The following is an 18,181-nucleotide window of genomic DNA, read 5'->3' as shown; positions in this document are numbered from 1 at the left end:
TGTCATCTTGCAAACCAGTCGTTCGGATCAACGGGCTCTTCGAACTGTCTTATCTCTATATAAAGCGTTTCTGATCGGGATACGCCACCGACTTGCGTCAGATCATTCAAATTCGCGTCAGTTCCGCCCATCAAACCGACGACATCGCCTTCTTGCAAGATTTGACCAACCGACCCAAACACCTGCCCCATCCCCGCCAACACCAGCAAGGTATCTGCGGCAGGTTCCAGAATAATCACGTTGCCGTAGTCCAAAAACGGCCCCAGATAACGCACCGTGGCCGCGGTGGGCGTCGTCACCTTTGCGCGCGGCTCTGTCGCAATCAGCCATCCCGGACGCACAATGCCAGCCGCATCCGCATCGTTGAAATCACGCAGCAGCGCCCCGCGCACAGGCAACGAAAGCGTGCCTTTCAGCGCCTCGCCCTCTGGCAGCGCCCACTCCTCCCCTTCCTCAATCAGGCCAGAGGCGAAGGCTTCAAGTGTTTCCGCACTATCCAGCAAAATCGCCATGCGCACAGGATCTTCCACAAAGCGGCGTGGCCGATCTGTGCGTTGTGAAATCGCTTGGCTCAGCGCTGTGCGGGCGGCCTGCACCCCTTCCAGCCCCGCCTGCATGCGCGTTGTCGCGTCTTCTTGCAGCACACGCAGATCGCGCAACTCATCAAGCTGCGCACGCAATGCAGCCGCCTGCGCTTGCAAGGCAGGCGATATATCGCCCACCATCATACCCGCACGCGCGGTGCCCAACGCCCCCGACGGATGCAACAGCACCTGCGGACCCTGCGCCGCACCAAGCGTTTGCATCACCGCCAGAAGTGCCGCCAATTCCTCGTTGCGGGCCTCAAGATCCCGCCGGATCGCCTGTTCGCGCAATGCCGCACTGCGCACCCCATTGCGCATCGCAGCCAAACCTGCCTCGAAGGCGTCGATCACCTCGGTCAGCGCCTTTACGCGGTCGCGTGCGCCCTCGGTCTGCTGCAAGGCAACGGTCGCATCAGAAAGCTGTTGGGCCGCAGCAAAGGCCGCCTCTTGCGCGGTTTCACCCGTAACAGGGCCCGCACAGACCAAACAGAGCGCCGCCGCACAGACTGCGTGTTTATACCGCGCCAGCACCTGCTACCCTTTGATCAGGCTATGGCCTGTCATCTCTGGGGGTTGCTCAAGACCCATCAAGGCCAGCAATGTTGGTGCAAGGTCGGCCAAGCGCCCATCGCGCAGCGGCCCATCGGCACCCACCAACGCAACAGGCACGGGGTTCAACGTATGTGCCGTATGCGGCCCATTGGTGGCCGCATCCCACATCACCTCGCAGTTGCCATGATCGGCGGTCACGATCATCGCACCGCCTGCTTTATCCAACGCCTCCAGCACGCGACCAAGCCCTTGGTCTACGGCTTCGCATGCCTTGATTGCCGCCTGCAGATCACCCGTATGCCCCACCATATCAGGGTTGGCATAGTTGGTGACAATCAGATCATACCCCGCGCCAATCGCATCGACAAAGGCATCCGTCACCTCGTCGGCCGACATCTCTGGCTGCAAATCATAGGTCGCCACTTTGGGCGATGGCGCCATATAGCGGTCCTCGCCCTCTTCCGGCACCTCTTGGCCGCCATTCAGGAAAAACGTCACATGCGGGTATTTCTCGGTCTCGGCCAACCGAAACTGCCGCAGCCCGTGTTTGGCAACCCATGCGCCAAGTGTATTGACGATTTTCTGTTTGGGGAATGCCACATCCATATAGGTGTCATGGGTATCCGAATAGCTGACCATCCCAAGAACAGCCCCAAGAGATGGACGCGGCCCCGTGGCGAAACCATCAAAATCAGGCTCTGCAATCGCTGCCATAATTTCGCGTGCGCGGTCTGCGCGGAAGTTCAGGCAGAATATACCATCCCCGTCCTGCACACCTTGGAAGCCCGCCATCACAGTGGCAGGGATAAATTCATCTGTGACACCGTCCGCATAAGACGTTTTGATCGCGTCCAGCGGTGTATCCGCAACCGGGCCTTTGGCGTGGATCATCGCTTCAAACGCGGTGCTGACGCGTTCCCAACGGTTGTCGCGGTCCATCGCATAGTAGCGCCCTGTCAGCGTGGCAAAGACCGCCTGTTTGGGCAAAAGCTGCGCAAGTGTCTCGATAAAACCAGCCGCAGACGATGGCGCAACATCGCGCCCATCCGTGATTGCATGGATAAAACAGGGCACACCTGCCTTTACAATCGCCTCAGCGGCGGCCGCCATATGCCCAAGGTGGCCATGCACGCCGCCGTCACTGACAACCCCCATAAGATGTGCGGCTTTGCCCGTCTCTTTCAGCTTGGAAATAAATGCGTTCAACGGGCCGTTTTCGAAGAAAGAGCCATCCTCGATCGCCAGATCAATCTGGCCCAAGTCCATCGCAACCACGCGGCCCGCGCCAATGTTTGTATGCCCCACCTCAGAATTGCCCATCTGCCCCGATGGCAGCCCCGCATCATTGCCGTGGGTCAAAAGCTGCGCGTGGGGGCCTTGCATAATGCGATCAAAGTTCGGCGTTTTAGCCAGTGCAGGGGCGTTGTGGTCGGTCTCGGCCCTCAGGCCCCATCCGTCCAGAATACATAAAACAACAGGTTTCATATCGCGTCCCTTCAAAACCAATCCCACATCAATCGTGCAGCCAGTGCCAATGACGTAACAACGACCAGCGGTTTGATCAATCGCGCACCTTGTTTCATTGCCATTGCGCTGCCCATGCGCGCCCCCGCAATCTGCGCGGCGCCCATCGCCAATCCCGTGGCCCACCAGACCTCGGCCACCAGTGCAAACATCACCAAACCACCGACATTGCTGGCAAAATTAAGCAGTTTGGTATGCGCCGTGGCCCGCAAAACGCCAAAGCCTGCAAACATCACAAAGGCGATCATGTAAAACGATCCCGCCCCTGGCCCCAGAAGCCCGTCATAGGCCCCGACCGCTGGCACGAAGGTGAAGCCAAAGACGGCAGGGGCAACCTTGGCCACCGTATCCACATCCGTCAGGTTCGGCTTAAAGGCAAAAAACAGCGCGACCGAGATCAGGACAATCGGCAGCATGACCCTGAAGGTCTCTACAGGCAAAACCGTCGCCATCAATGCCCCCGCCAAAGCCGCGCCAAACGCGATGAATGCCCACAGCCACTGGCTGCGCAAATCCACATGACCGCCCCGCGCATAGCTGACCGCCGCCGTGGCCGCGCCGAACGTGCCTTGCAGCTTGTTGGTTGATAGCGCCTCAATCGGGCTGGCCCCCACCAACAGCAGCGTCGGCAATGTGATCAAACCACCACCCCCCGCGATGCTGTCTACCAACCCCGCCACAAAAGCGACCGCCAGCAAAACCGCCAGCAGATCAACCGTGACCTCAAACAAAATCGTCTCGCGAATAGCCCTGCACAAACAGCAGGCTTGTCAGATCGCCGTGGTTGATACGGATGTCCACCTGCGCCGCCACCGCAGGTTTGGCATGCAGCGCCACGCCCATGCCCGCGCGTTTCAACATGCCCAGATCATTTGCGCCGTCGCCCACGGCAATCACATCGCTTTCGGCAATCGCAAGACGCGCTGTAATCTCTTCCAACGCCTGCACCTTTGCCTCGCGTCCCAGGATCGGCATCGCCACCTGCCCGCTCAGCACATCGCCATCTTCCAGCAACGTATTCGCGCGATGCTCATCAAACCCCAGATCCGCCGCGATGCGTTGGGTGAACGCCGTAAAGCCGCCAGAAACCAAAGCCGCATGCGCGCCATGCGCTTTCATCGTCGTCAGCAACTCAACCGCGCCATACATCTTGGTGATCCGCGTCTCCAGCACCTTGCCAATGACCCGCACAGGCAACCCTTTAAGCAGTCCAACACGCTCGATCAACGCCGCTTCAAAATCCAACTCACCGTTCATCGCCCGCGCGGTGATGTCCGCCACATAAGCACCCACACCCGCTTCATCGGCCAACTCATCAATGCATTCTTGCCGGATCATCGTGCTGTCCATATCGGCCAACAGCATCTTCTTGCGCCGCCCCTTGGTGGGCTGCACGACCATATCAACCTTTTGCGTCTGCAAATCGGCCCATACGTCCCACTGGTTGTCTGGCACGCCAGGCACGCCAAACTCGGCCGCCTCGTCGACAGACAGCCATGTCACTTCCGTCCCACCCCACGCATTGCGCAGCGCCTCAACCAAAGCAGGGTCCAGAGGTCGGGCAATCAGGGTCACAACATACATGGCAAATCTCCTTTGCTATGCTTTCACACCACCACGGTACTGCAGGCAACCCCCTGCGACGCTATCGACTTGAAGCTCAAAATTGTTATGATATAACATCGCAAAAAAGATAAAGGTCTCTCATGCCCCGCAATCTTGGCAGCACAACTCTGCGCAGACGACGCCGTCGGGCCGATCCTATGGCCAATTACGATGCGCTCCCAACGCCGCTCCGCCTATGGCTTGCGACAGCCGCGCTTCCATGGTCCCCACAGTCCTGCAAGCGCATCTGGGAAAAATCGCGCAAACAAGGTCTCTCGGTTGAAGAAACCATCGCGCATCTGTCAGCCCTCGAACATAAATCGCTGGCCCGCGACCGAGTAAGCAACGCCCGCCCTTAAGTTTCCAATACACCTCAAAAGTGTCGCAAAATTCTGCACATGGTCGCGGCCGCGTCATTTTCTGCCTTGTGGGACTCAGCACTTCTCCATAAACGCACCCGTGGGACACCCTTCCCCAACGAAGGGCATTTATCTGGAAGGATAGCAGATATGACGACGACACCACCGGCTGCAAAGCCGCGCAATCCCCGTTTTTCCTCGGGCCCTTGCGCAAAACCCCCCACATGGTCACTGGACAAACTAGCCGACGCGCCGCTTGGTCGCTCTCACCGTGCCGCCGTGGGCAAAGACAAATTGAAACTGGCGATTGAGACCACACGCGACATCCTCGGCGTGCCTGCGGATTATAAAATCGGCATCGTGCCGGCTTCTGATACAGGCGCCTATGAAATGGCGATGTGGTCGATGCTTGGCCAACGCCCCGCAGAAATGGTCGCTTGGGAATCCTTTGGCGCGGGTTGGGTCACTGACGCCGTCAAACAGCTGAAAATCGAACACACGGTTCACACCGCCGACTACGGCGAAATCGTCGATATGGCGGCGCTGAACTACGACAACGACGTGTGCTTTACATGGAACGGCACGACCTCGGGTGTGGCAATGCCAAACGGCGATGCGATCCCCGCCGATCGTGCTGGCCTGACCCTGTGCGACGCGACCTCTGCCGCCTTTGCGATGGACCTGCCTTGGGACAAACTGGATGTCACAACATTCAGCTGGCAGAAGGTTCTGGGCGGCGAAGCAGCCCACGGTATCCTGATCCTGTCACCCCGCGCGGTTGAGCGTCTGGAAAGCTACACACCAGCGTGGCCCCTGCCAAAAATCTTCCGCCTGACCAAAGGCGGCAAGCTGATTGATGGTATCTTCTCGGGTGCCACAATCAACACGCCCTCGATGCTCTGCGTCGAAGACTATCTGTTCGCCTTGGACTGGGCGAAATCGATTGGGGGTCTCGACGGTTTAAAAAAACGCGCCGAAGCGAACGCCCAAGCGATCTGGGATTTCTGCGATGCCAACGACTGGATCAAAAATCTGGCCGTTGATCCTGCCACGCGCTCGGTCACGTCCGTTTGCCTGAAGTTCACCGACGACCGCATCACCGATGGCGCAGCATTTGCCAAAGCCGTTGCCAAACGTCTGGAAGCCGAAGGTGTGGCTTTGGACGTCGGCGCCTATCGTGACGCGCCTGCAGGTCTGCGCATCTGGTGTGGTGGCACGATTGAAACGGCGGACATCGAAGCGATGTTGCCGTGGCTGGCCCACGCCTTTGATGCCGAAATCAACGCCTGAAGCAACCTGCTTCAGGCCCCCAATCGTTAACAGAAATTAACCCAAACGTCTGACGCATTGCCATACGCGTAGCATACGCTAGGCCATACGTCGGATGACACCGAAAAAAGGACCAAAATCATGGCCCCCAAAGTTCTCATCTCAGACAAACTTTCCGAAGCCGCCGTGCAGATTTTCCGTGACCGCGGCATCGAGGTGGACTTCAAACCAGACCTTGGAAAAGACAAGGATGCGCTGCTTGCAGCGATCCCCGAATACGATGGTCTGGCCATCCGTTCGGCCTCCAAAGCGACCGCAAAAATCATCGAAGCCGCCGACAATCTCAAGGTCATTGGCCGCGCAGGTATCGGCACCGATAACATCGACAAAGACGCTGCCTCCAAAAAGGGCATCATCGTGATGAACACGCCCTTCGGCAACATGACAACCACCGCTGAACACGCCATCGCGATGATGTTCGCCGTGGCCCGTCAGATCCCCGAAGCCAGTGCATCGACCCATGCAGGCAAATGGGAAAAGTCCAAGTTCATGGGCGTTGAGCTGACAGGTAAAACCCTTGGTGTCATCGGCGCAGGTAACATTGGTGGCATCGTCTGTGACCGCGCAAAAGGCTTGAAAATGAAGGTGTTAGCCTATGATCCCTTCTTGTCGGATGCCAAAGCCGAAAAGATGGGCGTCACAAAAGTTGAGCTGGATGACCTGTTCAAGCAAGCCGATTTCATCACGCTTCACGTCCCGAAAACAGAGCAAACCGCCAACATGATCACCGCTGAAAAAATTGCGATGATGAAAAAAGGTGTGCGCATTGTGAACTGCGCGCGCGGCGGTCTGGTCGACGAAGACGCACTGGCCGAGGCCCTGAAATCAGGCCACGTCGCAGGCGCTGCGTTTGACGTGTTTGCCGTTGAACCGGCCACGGAATCGCCGCTCTTTAACCTTCCCAATGTCGTGGTCACTCCGCACCTTGGCGCGGCCACAACGGAAGCCCAGGAAAATGTTGCCCTTCAGGTCGCAGACCAGATGGCCAACTACCTTCTGACAGGCGCTGTTGAAAACGCTTTGAACACACCAAGCATCACCGCTGAAGAAGCCAAAGTGATGGGCCCATGGGTCAAACTTGCAGGTCACTTGGGCAATTTCACCGGCCAAATGACAGACGAACCCATCAAAGCCATCAACATCCTCTACGACGGCGTCGTCTCGGATATGAACCTTGAGGCGCTGAACTGCGCGGTCATCGCTGGCATTATGAAAAAGGCCAATCCTGATGTGAACGTGGTATCTGCGCCTGTGATCGCCAAGGATAAAGGCATCCAGATCAGCACCACGAACCAAGACAAGACAGGTGCGTTTGACGGCTATATCAAAGTTACAGTCGTCACCGACAAGCGCGAACGCAGCATTGCCGGCACCGTGTTCAGCGACGGCAAACCGCGCTTTATCCAGATCAAAGGCATCAACATCGACGCCGAGATCGGCCGCCACATGCTGTATACAACAAACGAAGATGTTCCTGGCATCATCGGTCTTTTGGGCAACACGATGGGCAAAAACGGCGTGAACATCGCTAACTTTACCCTTGGACGCAACGAAGCAGGTGGCGAGGCGATTGCCCTACTTTATGTCGACACCCCAATCCCTGCGGATGTTCTGGGCGCACTGGACACCACCGGTATGTTCAAGCAGGTCCGCCCGCTTGAGTTTGAAGTCGAAAGCTGAATGAAACGCGGGGGCCTAAGGGTCCCCGCTTTTCCCTTGTTTGAGCAGCATACACGCTGTCCAGATGGCGGTGCCGCCAAAGAATACCGAAGAAATTCCCACCACTTCGATCCACGCAATCCCGCTGACGCCCCGCGCCGTGATTGCGACAACCATAAAAATCAGCCCGAAAATCGAAAACGCCAAGCGAAACCAAAGCTCTTTGCGGGTGGGGCCGTATTTCATCGGGCGTCTTCCTTGTGACCTGACGTTTCGCTGTTGTGCACGTTGATTTAGGGTAGCCTGCAACAAAGTAAAAAACGGGAGAGATCACATGGACGATATTGTCATCCTCGGCGGCGCACGCACAGCGATTGGTACATTTGGCGGCGCACTTGCTGGCACACCCCCATCCGCATTGGGCGCCACTGTGACCCAAGCTGCGATGCAACGCGCAGGTGTCGCCCCTGATCAAATCGGCCATGTTGCGTTTGGCCATGTGATCAATACCGAACCCAGAGACATGTATCTGTCACGCATCGCCGCGATCAATGCAGGCATTCCCGACACGACGCCCGCGATGAACGTGAACCGTCTGTGTGGGTCTGGTGTTCAGGCCATCGTGTCTGTGGTCCAATCACTGATGCTTGGCGATGCGCGATTTGGTGTGGCAGGCGGTGCCGAAAACATGAGCCGCGCACCGTTTATCATTCCCGATCAACGATGGGGCGCCAAGATGGGCGATGTGCGCACATTGGACATGATGCTTGGTGCGTTGAATTGTCCGTTTGGCACAGGCCATATGGGTGTCACGGCAGAGAACGTGAGCCGCGAACATGACGTCAGCCGCGCCGATCAGGACGCTTTCGCGCTGGAGAGTCAGACCCGTGCCGCCAAAGCGATTGAGGCAGGGTATTTTGACGATCAAATCGTCCCTGTCGATGTGCGCGTAAAACGCGATACGGTGGCCTTTGCCAGCGACGAACACCCCAAGGCAACAACGCTTGAAACGCTGTCGGGCCTGCGCCCTGTTTTTGAGAAAGAAGGCTCTGTTACGGCCGGAAACGCCTCTGGCATCAATGATGGGGCGGCTGCGATTATCTTGGCGACAGCCACGGCTGCCAAAGATGCGGGACTTAGCCCCAAGTTCAGGATCATCGGCTATGCCCATGCAGGCGTGCGCCCCGAAGTCATGGGGATAGGTCCTGTGCCCGCAGTGGAAAAACTCTTGGAAAAGACAGGCCTCGGGATCGATGATTTTGACGTGATCGAAAGCAACGAAGCCTTTGCGGCCCAGGCCATTGCAGTCAGCCGCGCTCTGGGGATGGACGCTGCGAAAGTAAACCCCAATGGCGGTGCGATTGCGCTTGGTCATCCTGTGGGGGCCACAGGTGCGATCATCACGGTCAAGGCGATGTATGAACTTGATAGGATCGCGGGCAAACATGCGCTGATCACCATGTGCATCGGTGGTGGTCAGGGGATAGCGCTGGCGATTGAAAAGATCGGCTAGCCTGATCACATAAACCAATTCTTCACCTCGTTGGTCTAACCCCTGTGTGCTGAGACGACGAAGTGGAGACGCGGGATGGATCTGAACCAACGCCTTGCAGAGGAGCGCCGCGCGCGCCTCGCTGCCGAAAGCCTGTTGGAACAGAAAAAAGGTGAACTGCTGGCGGCCAACCGTAAGTTGGGCCAGCACGCCAATGCGCTATCGGCTGAAATCGTCGAAACACGCAAAGAGGTTGCGACCGCCAAGGGCGAAACAACCCGCGTGCGCAGTGATCTGATGATGGCAGAGGAAAAGGCAGGCCAAGCCGAACGCCGCTTGTGGGAAAGCATCGAAACGGTCCGCGATGGATTTGCCCTTTTTGATCCAGACGGGCGGCTTGTTTTGGCCAATCCAGCCTATACGCGCACCTTCGATGATCTGGAGGAGGTGCAACCAGGCATATCTTATGTCCGGCTTTTGCAACTGGCGTGCGAAGAAGGCATCATCAATCCGGGCGAGATGACGGCCGCGCAATGGCGCGATATGATGATTAACAGATGGGACGCCAACGAAATTGACCCCGTCGTGGTGCGGCTATGGAACAATCATTATGTACGCATGTTGGATCGGCGCGGCACAGATGGTGGCATTGTCACGCTGGCGATCGATATCACAGAGACGATCCGCCACCAGGAAGAGATGAAAGAAGCGCAACTGCTTGCAGAGGCCGCAAACCGCGCAAAGTCTGCCTTTCTCGCCAATATGTCCCACGAAATCCGCACGCCGATGAATGGCATCGTCGGCATGGCAGATCTGCTTACTGATACGAAACTGGACGACGAACAGACCCTATTTGCCCAAACCATCAAAAACTCGGGCGAGGCGCTTTTGGTAATCATCAATGATGTCTTGGATTATTCCAAAATCGAAGCGGATAAATTGATCCTACACCCCGAAGTTTTCGATCTGGAGCGCACGTTGCACGAAGTGGTGATGCTGCTACAGCCCGCAGCCACCGAAAAATCTCTCGAGATCGCAATTGATTATGACCTGTTTTTGCCAAGCCAGATCACCGCGGATCCGGGACGCATTCGCCAAATTGTTACGAACCTTTTAGGCAATGCCATCAAATTCACCAAGCAAGGCCATGTCATCATTCGCGTCACAGGGATTGAAAGCCCCGACGGCGATGAAGCCACCATTCATGTCAGCATCGAAGACACTGGTATCGGGATTCCTGCCGATATGGTGGATCATATATTTGGTGAGTTTAATCAGGTCGAAAACGAGCGGAACCGCAAATTCGACGGGACAGGTCTGGGGCTGGCGATCACCAAGCAACTTGTCGAATTGATGGGTGGCCAGATTTGGGTTGAATCAGAAGAGGGCGTTGGATCGGTCTTCGGGTTCAATCTGCCTGCACAGATTGCCGAACCTGCGTTTGACCCCGTCTTGCCCGCTGTGGCGCCGCAAACTGTGGTCATCGTAGACCGCAATCAAACGGATCGTGCCCTGTTACAAAAGCAATGTGCAGTCATGGGGCTGGATGTGGCCGCCTTTGAAACGCTGCAAGCCGCACAGACAACCCTGCCGATGGCACATGCGATTTTCATTGCCAGCACAACCGAAGATCTGGACAGGTGGCTTGCCGAAATTGCTGAGGACCAGCCGCGCCCACGTGTCTTTGTCACCAGTCACAACAGCGGCGACGCTCGGGTGTTTACACCCCATGAAGGCGTTGAAAAATGCCTGATCCATCCGCTTGCCCGTGCGGCCCTTTACGATCTTTTCACCAGCCAAACTCATTGCGTGGAACAGCCTGACACAGATCATCAGATTGCGCACCGCAAAATGAAAATTCTTGCCGCAGAAGACAACAAAACCAATCGCTTGGTTTTTTCTAAAATGCTGCGTGATCTAGATGTTGATCTTGAGTTCGCCGAGAACGGGCGCATCGCGGTTGAGCTTTTCCAAACCTTTGCACCCGACCTGATATTCATGGATATCTCTATGCCTGAAATGGACGGGAAAGAAGCCGCGCGCGCCATTCGCGAACTTGAAACACCTTTGGGACATCGCGTTCCCATTTGCGCACTCACCGCCCATGCGATGGAGGGCGACGACCGCGACATCCTCGCCTCCGGGATCGATCACTATTTGACCAAGCCGCTTCGCAAACAAAGCATCCTTGATCAGATCAAAGATGCGCAGCCACACGGCACATTGCCTTTAACCCAAGACGTGGCGGTCGCCTGATTTTTATTTCGGATAAGGCCGCACAAAAGCGGGGGCATGTTCTTTACTCAGCTCTGGCACGTATTTGTAGCCGCCCGCCTCAAACCGCAAAAGCGCATCCATCGTAGAAACCCGGTTTTCAACAACAAAACGCGCCATGGCCCCCCGCGCACGTTTGGCAAAAAAGCTCACGATCTTTGGCTTGCCATCCTTGTCTTCCAGGAAGGTTGGCGTGACGGTTTTCATCTTCAAAGCGGCTTGATCCACAGCGCCAAAATATTCCTGACTGGCGCAGTTAACCAAAACGCCAGCTCCCGTTTGTGCCGCTTGCGCGTTCAAAGCCTCGGATATTTCGCTGCCCCAGTAATCATAGAGGTTTTTGCCCCGTCGTGTTTTCAGGCGGCTTCCCATCTCAAGACGGTAGGGCTGCATGGCATCCAAGGGGCGCAAAACACCATAAAGCCCCGACAAGATCCGCAGGTGATCTTGCGCATAGGCTTGGGTGTCTTCGTCTAGGGTTTTGAATTCAAGACCCTGATACGTGTCCCCTGCAAAAGCATAAGCGGCCGGGCGTGTCGCCTCTGCGCTTGGATCGTCGGAATAGGCTTTGAAACGGTCGCGGTTCAAACGCGCCAAATCCTCACTGATGCTCATCAATTTGCGAAGCTCGCCCAGGGTCAGCTGGCGCGCTGTTTTGGCAAGGCTTAGCGCGTCTTTGGCAAAGACCGGGTCTGATGTTTCCACCCCTTCGCCCGCGTCCCAATTCAACGATTTCGCAGGTGAAACCACAACCAGCATAGCCTGTCCTCTCTCAAATTCACTTTACGATTTAGCAGGCTGACCTGTGTTCTCAAGAGACAGATCAGGCGTTTCGAATAACGTCCAAAAAGGCCGCACCAAAGCGTTCTGCATGGCGCGCACCCACCACGCGCTCAATCGCAGTGATATCCTTGGGCCTCATGGTGGCAAGTTTGGCCAGATGCCCTGCAGAACAACTCATCGGTTTGTCCATGCCTTCGGGGCCACGCATCAAATCGGTTTGGGCGTTGAGAAGCTGGTCATAAAGGCTCGCTTCACTACGCCCCGCCAGCTTGCGCCGCGACGGATGCATTGGGGCCACGTCGCCGGCGATGACCTCCAGAAAATCACGTCCGTAGCGTTCAAGTTTTTTGGCACCCACCCCCCCAATGCCCGCCATGTCATCAAGGGTTTGGGGCCGCTTCTCTGCCATCTCGACCAAGGTGCGATCATTGAACACGATGTAGGCTGGCACATTTGCCTGTTCCGCCAGAAAGCGCCGCTTCGCTTTGAGCGCAGACAACAGCGGGGCATCTTCTTCGCTGACCAGTGTTTTTACCGCAGGCCCGTTTCTTGTTTTCTGGATCGTATCCTTGCGCAGCGTGATCGTTTCTTCATCACGCAAAATAGGACGCGCCTTATGTGTCATGCGCAGCGCACCGTGGCGTTCGGGGTCAGGGCGGATCAGATCATGTCCCATCATCTGACGGAAAATGACCTGCCATTGGCGTTTGTCATAGTCCTTGCCGACACCGAAGGTGGGCAGGTCTGTATGACCGCGGGCTATGATTTTGTCTGTCTGGTTGCCAAGCAAAATATCAATCAAATGACCCGCGCCAAACCATTCACCCGTGCGCAAGATAGCTGACAGCGCCATTCGCACCGCCGTCGTGCCGTCGAAAACCTCTGGCGGTGTCTGGCACAAATCGCAGTTTCCGCAGGACACCTCTGTCTCGCCAAAGTATTCCAACAATGGAACACGGCGGCAGGTCAGCGCCTCGGCCAATCCCAACACGGCATTCAGCCGCCCATGATCAGCGGCACGCCGCTCAGGCGGGGCCAATCCTTCGTCAATCTGGGTGCGCCGAAAGCGAATATCATCAGGACCATAAAGCGTTAACGTATCCGCAGGCGCCCCGTCGCGCCCGGCGCGCCCGATTTCTTGGTAATAGCTTTCAATGGATTTGGGCAAATCGGCGTGTGCAACCCAACGGATATCTGGTTTGTCGATCCCCATGCCAAAGGCAACCGTGGCAACAACGATCAACCCGTCTTCTTGCTGAAACCTGCGCTCGACTTCGCGTCGGCTCTCGCTTTCCATACCACCGTGATAGAAACAGGCATGATGACCTGCCTCGCGCAACGCTTGCGTCAAAGTCTCGGTCTTGGCACGGGTGCCCGTGTAAACAATGCCGCTCAACCCTTTGCGTGCAGACGCAAACTGAAGGATCTGCGCGCGCGGTCCATTTTTAGCGGCAAACGCCAGATGAATATTTGGACGATCAAACCCGTGTAAAAAGTGGCTTGGGGGCATTCCGCCAAAAAGCTTGTCGATGATTTCCCGCCGCGTTTCGATATCAGCGGTGGCGGTAAATGCAGCCAATGGCACATCAAGCCTTTCGCGCAGTGCACCGATGCGCAAATAGTCCGGCCGAAAATCATGCCCCCACTGGCTCACGCAATGCGCCTCATCAACAGCAATCAATCCAACGCCAGCACGCTGCAACATGTTTTGCGCCCCCGATGAGGCCAGCCGTTCTGGCGCCATATAAAGGAGCTTCAAATGCCCTTCATCAAGCGCGCGATAGATGGCATCCGTCTCCTCCTCGGTGTTGCCTGACGTCAGCGCACCCGCACTGACCCCTGCTTCTTGCAGAGCGCGCACCTGATCCCGCATCAAGGCAATCAGGGGCGAGATGACAACGGTGACCCCATCACGGCACAGGGCTGGTAACTGGAAACAAAGCGACTTGCCGCCGCCTGTCGGCATGATCGCCAAGGCGTTTTCACCCGCAATCACCGCATCAACGATATCTTCTTGGCCCGCGCGAAATTCATCGAAGCCAAAAACCTCACGCAAAATGGATTTAGGGTCTGACATTTGTCTGCTCTGGCGATTTTGCTTTTGTATATCTGCTGATGTGCCACGCATCGAAACTGCGGACAAGCACATCAGCGACAACGAAGCCTCGGCTACGCTGCGCCCTTCAAGCCGCAGTTGCTGAAAAAATAGGCATATATTCGCATTGCCCCGTCGCCTTGCTTGGATTCTGCGAACTGAAATTGTAAGACAGCAACAGCTGCGACACCAAGGGGCACACGTTTTCAGTTCGAAACACGGGCGAATAACGCATATTTTGTATGAGTTTCTATTCTATCATCACATCGCTATCGCGACCAACCAAGCGGCGGATTTTTCTGGCCATCGATGGCCTGCTCATCCCCGCCTGCCTTTTGGCGGCCTTTTTGCTTCGTTACGGCACCCTGACGCCACCTGAAGCGATGCGCGATGCGTTGGCACTTTTTGCGATCGTAACGGTTACAGGTGCCATAACATTGATTGCTTTTGGGGTGCACCGAATAAAGCTTGGGACTTTCGAGGGCCATGCCGCATCCCGCATCGGTCTGGCCTCAATTACGCTGGCGATTTACGCGGTAATTGTGTCTTACAGTCTCCAACTAGGCACTCCGCGCTCGGTGCCGGTTATCTTTGGCGCGCTATTTTTTGTTTCAGCGGTCAGCATCCGGTTAATGATGCTGGTCCTGCTGCGTTACCTGCGTACCAACGCGTCCGATCATACGCCTGTCGCAATCTATGGCGCGGGGCCCGCGGGCATCCAACTTGCCAGTGTTCTGTCGCAGAACGAAGACCGCACGCCTGTTGTCTTCATCGATAATGCAAAGTCGCTTCACGGTCTGATGATTGCGGGTATCCCTGTCAAAGGGGCGTCTGCCTTGCCAAACCTGGTATCCAGTGGACGTATCCGTCAGGTTGTGATCGCACAGCCCGATATTTCAGAATCCAAACGACAACGACTGATCTCTTCGCTTGAAGATTTGAATGTCGATGTGCGGGTGTTGCCTTCGATCGCCGACATTCTTGATCGCAAGTCCACCGATATGATCTCGAAAACCGTCACGCCAGACCAGTTGCTTGGCCGTGATAAGGTTGACCTGCAAATTCCCGAAATTGGGCAAACCTATTCCAATCGGACAGTGATGGTCACAGGAGCGGGCGGCTCTATTGGCTCGGAACTGGCGCGGCAATTGCTGGATTGCGATTGTGCCAAAATCGTTTTGTTCGATCATAGTGAATTTGCTCTCTATTCGATTGAACGTGAGATTTCAGCCCTTACATCGGGGCAGGATTTCGAGATCGTTGCCCGCTTGGGCTCGGTGACGAACGCGCAGCGTGTTCGGTCGGTGATGCAAGAAGAGAACGTTGAAATTGTCCTGCATGCGGCGGCTTACAAGCACGTTCCTCTTGTTGAAGATAACGTGCTAGAGGGGAGTCGAAACAACGTTCTGGGCACTTTGACTGTAGCGGAAGCGGCTGCAAAAGAGGGGCTTGAGCGGTTCATTCTTATCTCGACCGACAAAGCCGTGCGCCCAACCAATATTATGGGCGCCACAAAACGTCTGGCCGAATTGGTTATCCAAGACCTGCAGACGCGCTATCCCACAACGCGATTTACGATGGTGCGCTTCGGGAATGTGTTGGGGTCATCTGGCTCGGTCCTGCCATTGTTTCAACGCCAGATCGCGATGGGAGGGCCAGTCACTGTGACCCATGCCGAAGTGACGCGTTTCTTTATGACGATCCCCGAAGCGGCCCGTTTGGTGCTGCTGGCTGGCGCGTTCGCAAAAGGCAGTGACGTCTTTGTTCTGGATATGGGCAAGCCTATGAAAATCTTGGACATTGCCAAACGGATGATCGAAATGTCAGCCCAGAAAGTCAGTGTGGAACCGGATGATGGCGGCATTGAAATTCAGATTACGGGTCTTCGTCCTGGCGAAAAACTGTATGAAGAACTTCTGATCGACGACAAAAGTCTGGTCGGGACGCCACACCCGAAAATCCTTCGTGCGCAAGAAACGTACCTTCCGGAAATTCAGATTGCTGCGATGCTCAAACGTCTGCGCAAGGCTTTGGAAAACAACGACGCATCCGATGTCCGCGATCTGGTGCGCGACTACGTCGATGGTTATCACCAACAAAGCCGTGACGAAGCCATCTGAGGCCAACAAGCACACCAATCCAAGTTACGGCAACATCTAAACTGTCGAAAGTTCCGTGTGCCGCATAGTCCATCATCACGGACGGCAACGGTAAGCTATTCCAAATTGCAGCATGCTGCATGAATTCAAAGGCACTTGATGCGACCCCCACAAACAAGGCTGCGTGGCGTCTGTTCATCCGGCCCAATGTCGCAAGGGCGAAGGTGAAAAACGCCGCGTGCGCAAATGCGGGAAAGACACCCAACCACACTGGATCGCTTTGCACAGAAATTGCGCGCAGCGGATAGCATAGTGCGCCCGCTAAAAAAACGACACTTGCCCAAACCCAAATTGATGCGCGACACTCAAGAAACATGAAAACGAGGATCATAAAAATACCCTAATCTTGGGCTAACCCACCATCAAACGCGGTGAGAATAATGCGGAGCATTTAAGTCAAATGATGGACAAACGACCTGTATCACTCAAACAGCAGGCCGATAAATTGCATGTCGATGGTGATCTTGATGCCGCACGACCGCTTTACATCAAGTATCTGGCGCTAAACCCACAGGACGCAGGCGCATGGACGAACTATGGCATCCTGCTGCGCAAATCCAAGCTTTATGATGCCGCTGTGCTTGCCCAACGTCGCGCCTATGCTCTGGCCAAAGACGATGGTGTAATGAACAACAATTTCGCCAATGTGCTGAGTGATATCGGGTGCAATGAGGAAGCGATTGCGCTACGTGAAGCCCTGCTTGCCATACAGCCAGACAGTCCCGAACAGATCGCGCTGATTGGGCGCGCCTTGCGCATTGATGGAAAGTTGGATGAGGCCCGCGCACGACTTGAAACCGCGATCACGCAATACCCCGATGATGCAGAACTGCGGATGCAATTGGCCTTCACCGAATTGACGGCGGGCAACTACGCTCGCGGGTTTCGCCTTTATCAAGCACGGTGGGAGCAGTCGGATATCCGCGCGCCAAAAGTGCCCAAGCCACGCTGGAACGGAGATGATTTAACTGGAAAAACCATCCTTGTTTTCAGCGAACAAGGCTTTGGTGATTGCATCTTATTCACGCGCTTCATGCCTTGGCTGCAATCCCTTGGCGCAAAGGTGATCCTGCACGCCAAACCACCAATCGCCAGCCTTGTGTCACAGGCGCACGGCGTCGATCAGATCATAAGTGATTTGTCGGATTTACCGGCATTTGACGTATGGACCAGCATGATGGACGTGCCGATGTTTGCCTTTGAAGCAGGGGCCGACATTCCTGCCCCCACAAAGCTGACCTTGCCAGATCATGCTGTGACACGCGCTAAAATCGCAACGAAAAATCACCAAGACGCCTTCAAAATTGCCGTCGTTTGGTCAGGCTCTGCAACCTACAAAGGCAACGATTTCCGCAAGTTTGATCATCGTGAGATTCTGCGACTTGCCGCGATTGACGGGGTGCAGTGCTTTTCGCTGTACAAAGGACCGTTTCTGGATGATTTCCGCACCGATGGCACAGCGGCGTTCGCGATTGATCTTGGGTCGACGGATCATGACTTTGCAGACAGCGCTGCTGTGATGGCTGAAATGGACCTTGTTATCACAATGGATACGGCCATTGCGCATATCGCTGGTTCATTGGACCTGCCTGTTTGGAACCTGCTGCATTGGGATGGTTTTTGGCTCTATGGTCCCGATGGGGATCGCACGCCTTGGTATCCGTGCATGCGTTTGATCCGCCAGCCCAAGCCCCGCGATTGGGACAGTGTTTTTGACGTGGTCACCCGTGACCTCGCCCCCCTTGTTGCCGCCAAGAAAGGCTAGC

Annotated in this window: 14 protein-coding genes; 7 read left to right on the top strand and 7 right to left on the bottom strand. The window is 55.8% G+C overall.

The genetic code is table 11. The features are described 5' to 3' along the window. Positions 1-2: 2 nt before the first annotated feature. From L1065_RS08270 to serB, 4 genes are read right to left on the bottom strand one after another with little or no spacing between them, the layout of a single operon-like run. Positions 3-1,115, bottom strand: a complete 1,113-nt coding sequence (locus tag L1065_RS08270; protein ID WP_237094990.1) for a peptidoglycan DD-metalloendopeptidase family protein — start codon at positions 1,113-1,115, stop codon at positions 3-5. 3 nt (positions 1,116-1,118) lie between these two features. Continuing rightward, a complete protein-coding gene (gene gpmI, locus L1065_RS08265; protein WP_237094989.1) occupies positions 1,119-2,621 on the bottom strand; it encodes a 2,3-bisphosphoglycerate-independent phosphoglycerate mutase in 1,503 nt (500 codons plus the stop codon). An 11-nt stretch (positions 2,622-2,632) separates the two neighbouring features. After that, on the bottom strand, positions 2,633-3,391 hold the full coding sequence (locus tag L1065_RS08260) for a TSUP family transporter (protein ID WP_237094988.1): 759 nt from the start codon (positions 3,389-3,391) through the stop codon (positions 2,633-2,635). Continuing rightward, the gene (gene serB / locus L1065_RS08255) at positions 3,384-4,244 is read right to left on the bottom strand and encodes a phosphoserine phosphatase SerB (protein WP_237094987.1); all 861 of its coding nucleotides are present in this window, start codon (positions 4,242-4,244) and stop codon (positions 3,384-3,386) included. Before serB ends, L1065_RS08260 begins: the two co-directional genes overlap by 8 nt. Before the next feature lie 122 nt (positions 4,245-4,366). Here serB and L1065_RS08250 point away from each other — a divergent pair, with 122 nt between their 5' ends. From L1065_RS08250 to serA, 3 genes are all read left to right on the top strand, one after another. Further along, positions 4,367-4,624 carry a DUF6525 family protein gene (locus L1065_RS08250; RefSeq protein ID WP_237094986.1) on the top strand — a complete coding sequence of 86 codons (258 nt, stop codon included), beginning with the start codon at positions 4,367-4,369 and terminating at the stop codon, positions 4,622-4,624. A 150-nt stretch (positions 4,625-4,774) separates the two neighbouring features. Continuing rightward, positions 4,775-5,914, top strand: coding sequence for a phosphoserine transaminase (locus tag L1065_RS08245; protein WP_237094985.1), 1,140 nt, complete (start codon positions 4,775-4,777; stop codon positions 5,912-5,914). Between the two features lie 120 nt (positions 5,915-6,034). Further along, entirely contained in the window at positions 6,035-7,633 is a 1,599-nt protein-coding gene (gene serA, locus L1065_RS08240; protein WP_237094984.1) for a phosphoglycerate dehydrogenase, read from the top strand. A 15-nt stretch (positions 7,634-7,648) separates the two neighbouring features. Here serA and L1065_RS08235 read toward each other — a convergent pair whose 3' ends face one another. Beyond that, on the bottom strand, positions 7,649-7,858 hold the full coding sequence (locus L1065_RS08235) for a hypothetical protein (RefSeq protein WP_237094983.1): 210 nt from the start codon (positions 7,856-7,858) through the stop codon (positions 7,649-7,651). A gap of 88 nt (positions 7,859-7,946) precedes the next feature. On the opposite strand from L1065_RS08235, the gene L1065_RS08230 reads away from it, so the two are divergent. Together L1065_RS08230 and L1065_RS08225 are read left to right on the top strand one after the other, a co-directional pair. Next, positions 7,947-9,125, top strand: a complete 1,179-nt coding sequence (locus tag L1065_RS08230; RefSeq protein ID WP_237094982.1) for an acetyl-CoA C-acyltransferase family protein — start codon at positions 7,947-7,949, stop codon at positions 9,123-9,125. 75 nt (positions 9,126-9,200) lie between these two features. Further along, complete coding sequence (locus L1065_RS08225) at positions 9,201-11,360, top strand: ATP-binding protein (protein ID WP_237094981.1); 2,160 nt, start codon at positions 9,201-9,203, stop codon at positions 11,358-11,360. 3 nt (positions 11,361-11,363) lie between these two features. On the opposite strand, the gene yaaA is transcribed toward L1065_RS08225, so the two are convergent. Next, on the bottom strand, positions 11,364-12,137 hold the full coding sequence (gene yaaA, locus L1065_RS08220) for a peroxide stress protein YaaA (protein WP_237094980.1): 774 nt from the start codon (positions 12,135-12,137) through the stop codon (positions 11,364-11,366). A gap of 64 nt (positions 12,138-12,201) precedes the next feature. Then, complete coding sequence (gene recQ, locus L1065_RS08215; RefSeq protein ID WP_237094979.1) at positions 12,202-14,238, bottom strand: DNA helicase RecQ; 2,037 nt, start codon at positions 14,236-14,238, stop codon at positions 12,202-12,204. Between the two features lie 260 nt (positions 14,239-14,498). On the opposite strand from recQ, the gene L1065_RS08210 reads away from it, so the two are divergent. Next, complete coding sequence (locus L1065_RS08210) at positions 14,499-16,376, top strand: nucleoside-diphosphate sugar epimerase/dehydratase (RefSeq protein ID WP_237094978.1); 1,878 nt, start codon at positions 14,499-14,501, stop codon at positions 16,374-16,376. Positions 16,377-16,815: 439 nt separating this feature from the next. Continuing rightward, positions 16,816-18,180 carry a tetratricopeptide repeat protein gene (locus tag L1065_RS08205; protein ID WP_237094977.1) on the top strand — a complete coding sequence of 455 codons (1,365 nt, stop codon included), beginning with the start codon at positions 16,816-16,818 and terminating at the stop codon, positions 18,178-18,180. Position 18,181 lies beyond the last annotated feature (1 nt).

The organism is Nereida sp. MMG025, from assembly GCF_021654165.1.
Taxonomy (GTDB): Bacteria; Pseudomonadota; Alphaproteobacteria; order Rhodobacterales; family Rhodobacteraceae; genus Nereida.
Note: the sequence above shows the minus strand (reverse complement) of the source record. Positions and strands in the feature narration are given on the sequence as shown.

Coding starts and splice junctions, on each gene's coding strand:
- L1065_RS08230 (WP_237094982.1), top strand. CDS start 7,947: ATGGACGATATTGTCATCCTCGGCGGCGCACGCACAGCGATTGGTACA.
- gpmI (WP_237094989.1), bottom strand. CDS start 2,621: ATGAAACCTGTTGTTTTATGTATTCTGGACGGATGGGGCCTGAGGGCC.
- L1065_RS08210 (WP_237094978.1), top strand. CDS start 14,499: ATGAGTTTCTATTCTATCATCACATCGCTATCGCGACCAACCAAGCGG.
- L1065_RS08245 (WP_237094985.1), top strand. CDS start 4,775: ATGACGACGACACCACCGGCTGCAAAGCCGCGCAATCCCCGTTTTTCC.
- L1065_RS08225 (WP_237094981.1), top strand. CDS start 9,201: ATGGATCTGAACCAACGCCTTGCAGAGGAGCGCCGCGCGCGCCTCGCT.
- L1065_RS08250 (WP_237094986.1), top strand. CDS start 4,367: ATGCCCCGCAATCTTGGCAGCACAACTCTGCGCAGACGACGCCGTCGG.
- recQ (WP_237094979.1), bottom strand. CDS start 14,238: ATGTCAGACCCTAAATCCATTTTGCGTGAGGTTTTTGGCTTCGATGAA.
- L1065_RS08235 (WP_237094983.1), bottom strand. CDS start 7,858: ATGAAATACGGCCCCACCCGCAAAGAGCTTTGGTTTCGCTTGGCGTTT.
- yaaA (WP_237094980.1), bottom strand. CDS start 12,137: ATGCTGGTTGTGGTTTCACCTGCGAAATCGTTGAATTGGGACGCGGGC.
- serB (WP_237094987.1), bottom strand. CDS start 4,244: ATGTATGTTGTGACCCTGATTGCCCGACCTCTGGACCCTGCTTTGGTT.
- serA (WP_237094984.1), top strand. CDS start 6,035: ATGGCCCCCAAAGTTCTCATCTCAGACAAACTTTCCGAAGCCGCCGTG.
- L1065_RS08205 (WP_237094977.1), top strand. CDS start 16,816: ATGATGGACAAACGACCTGTATCACTCAAACAGCAGGCCGATAAATTG.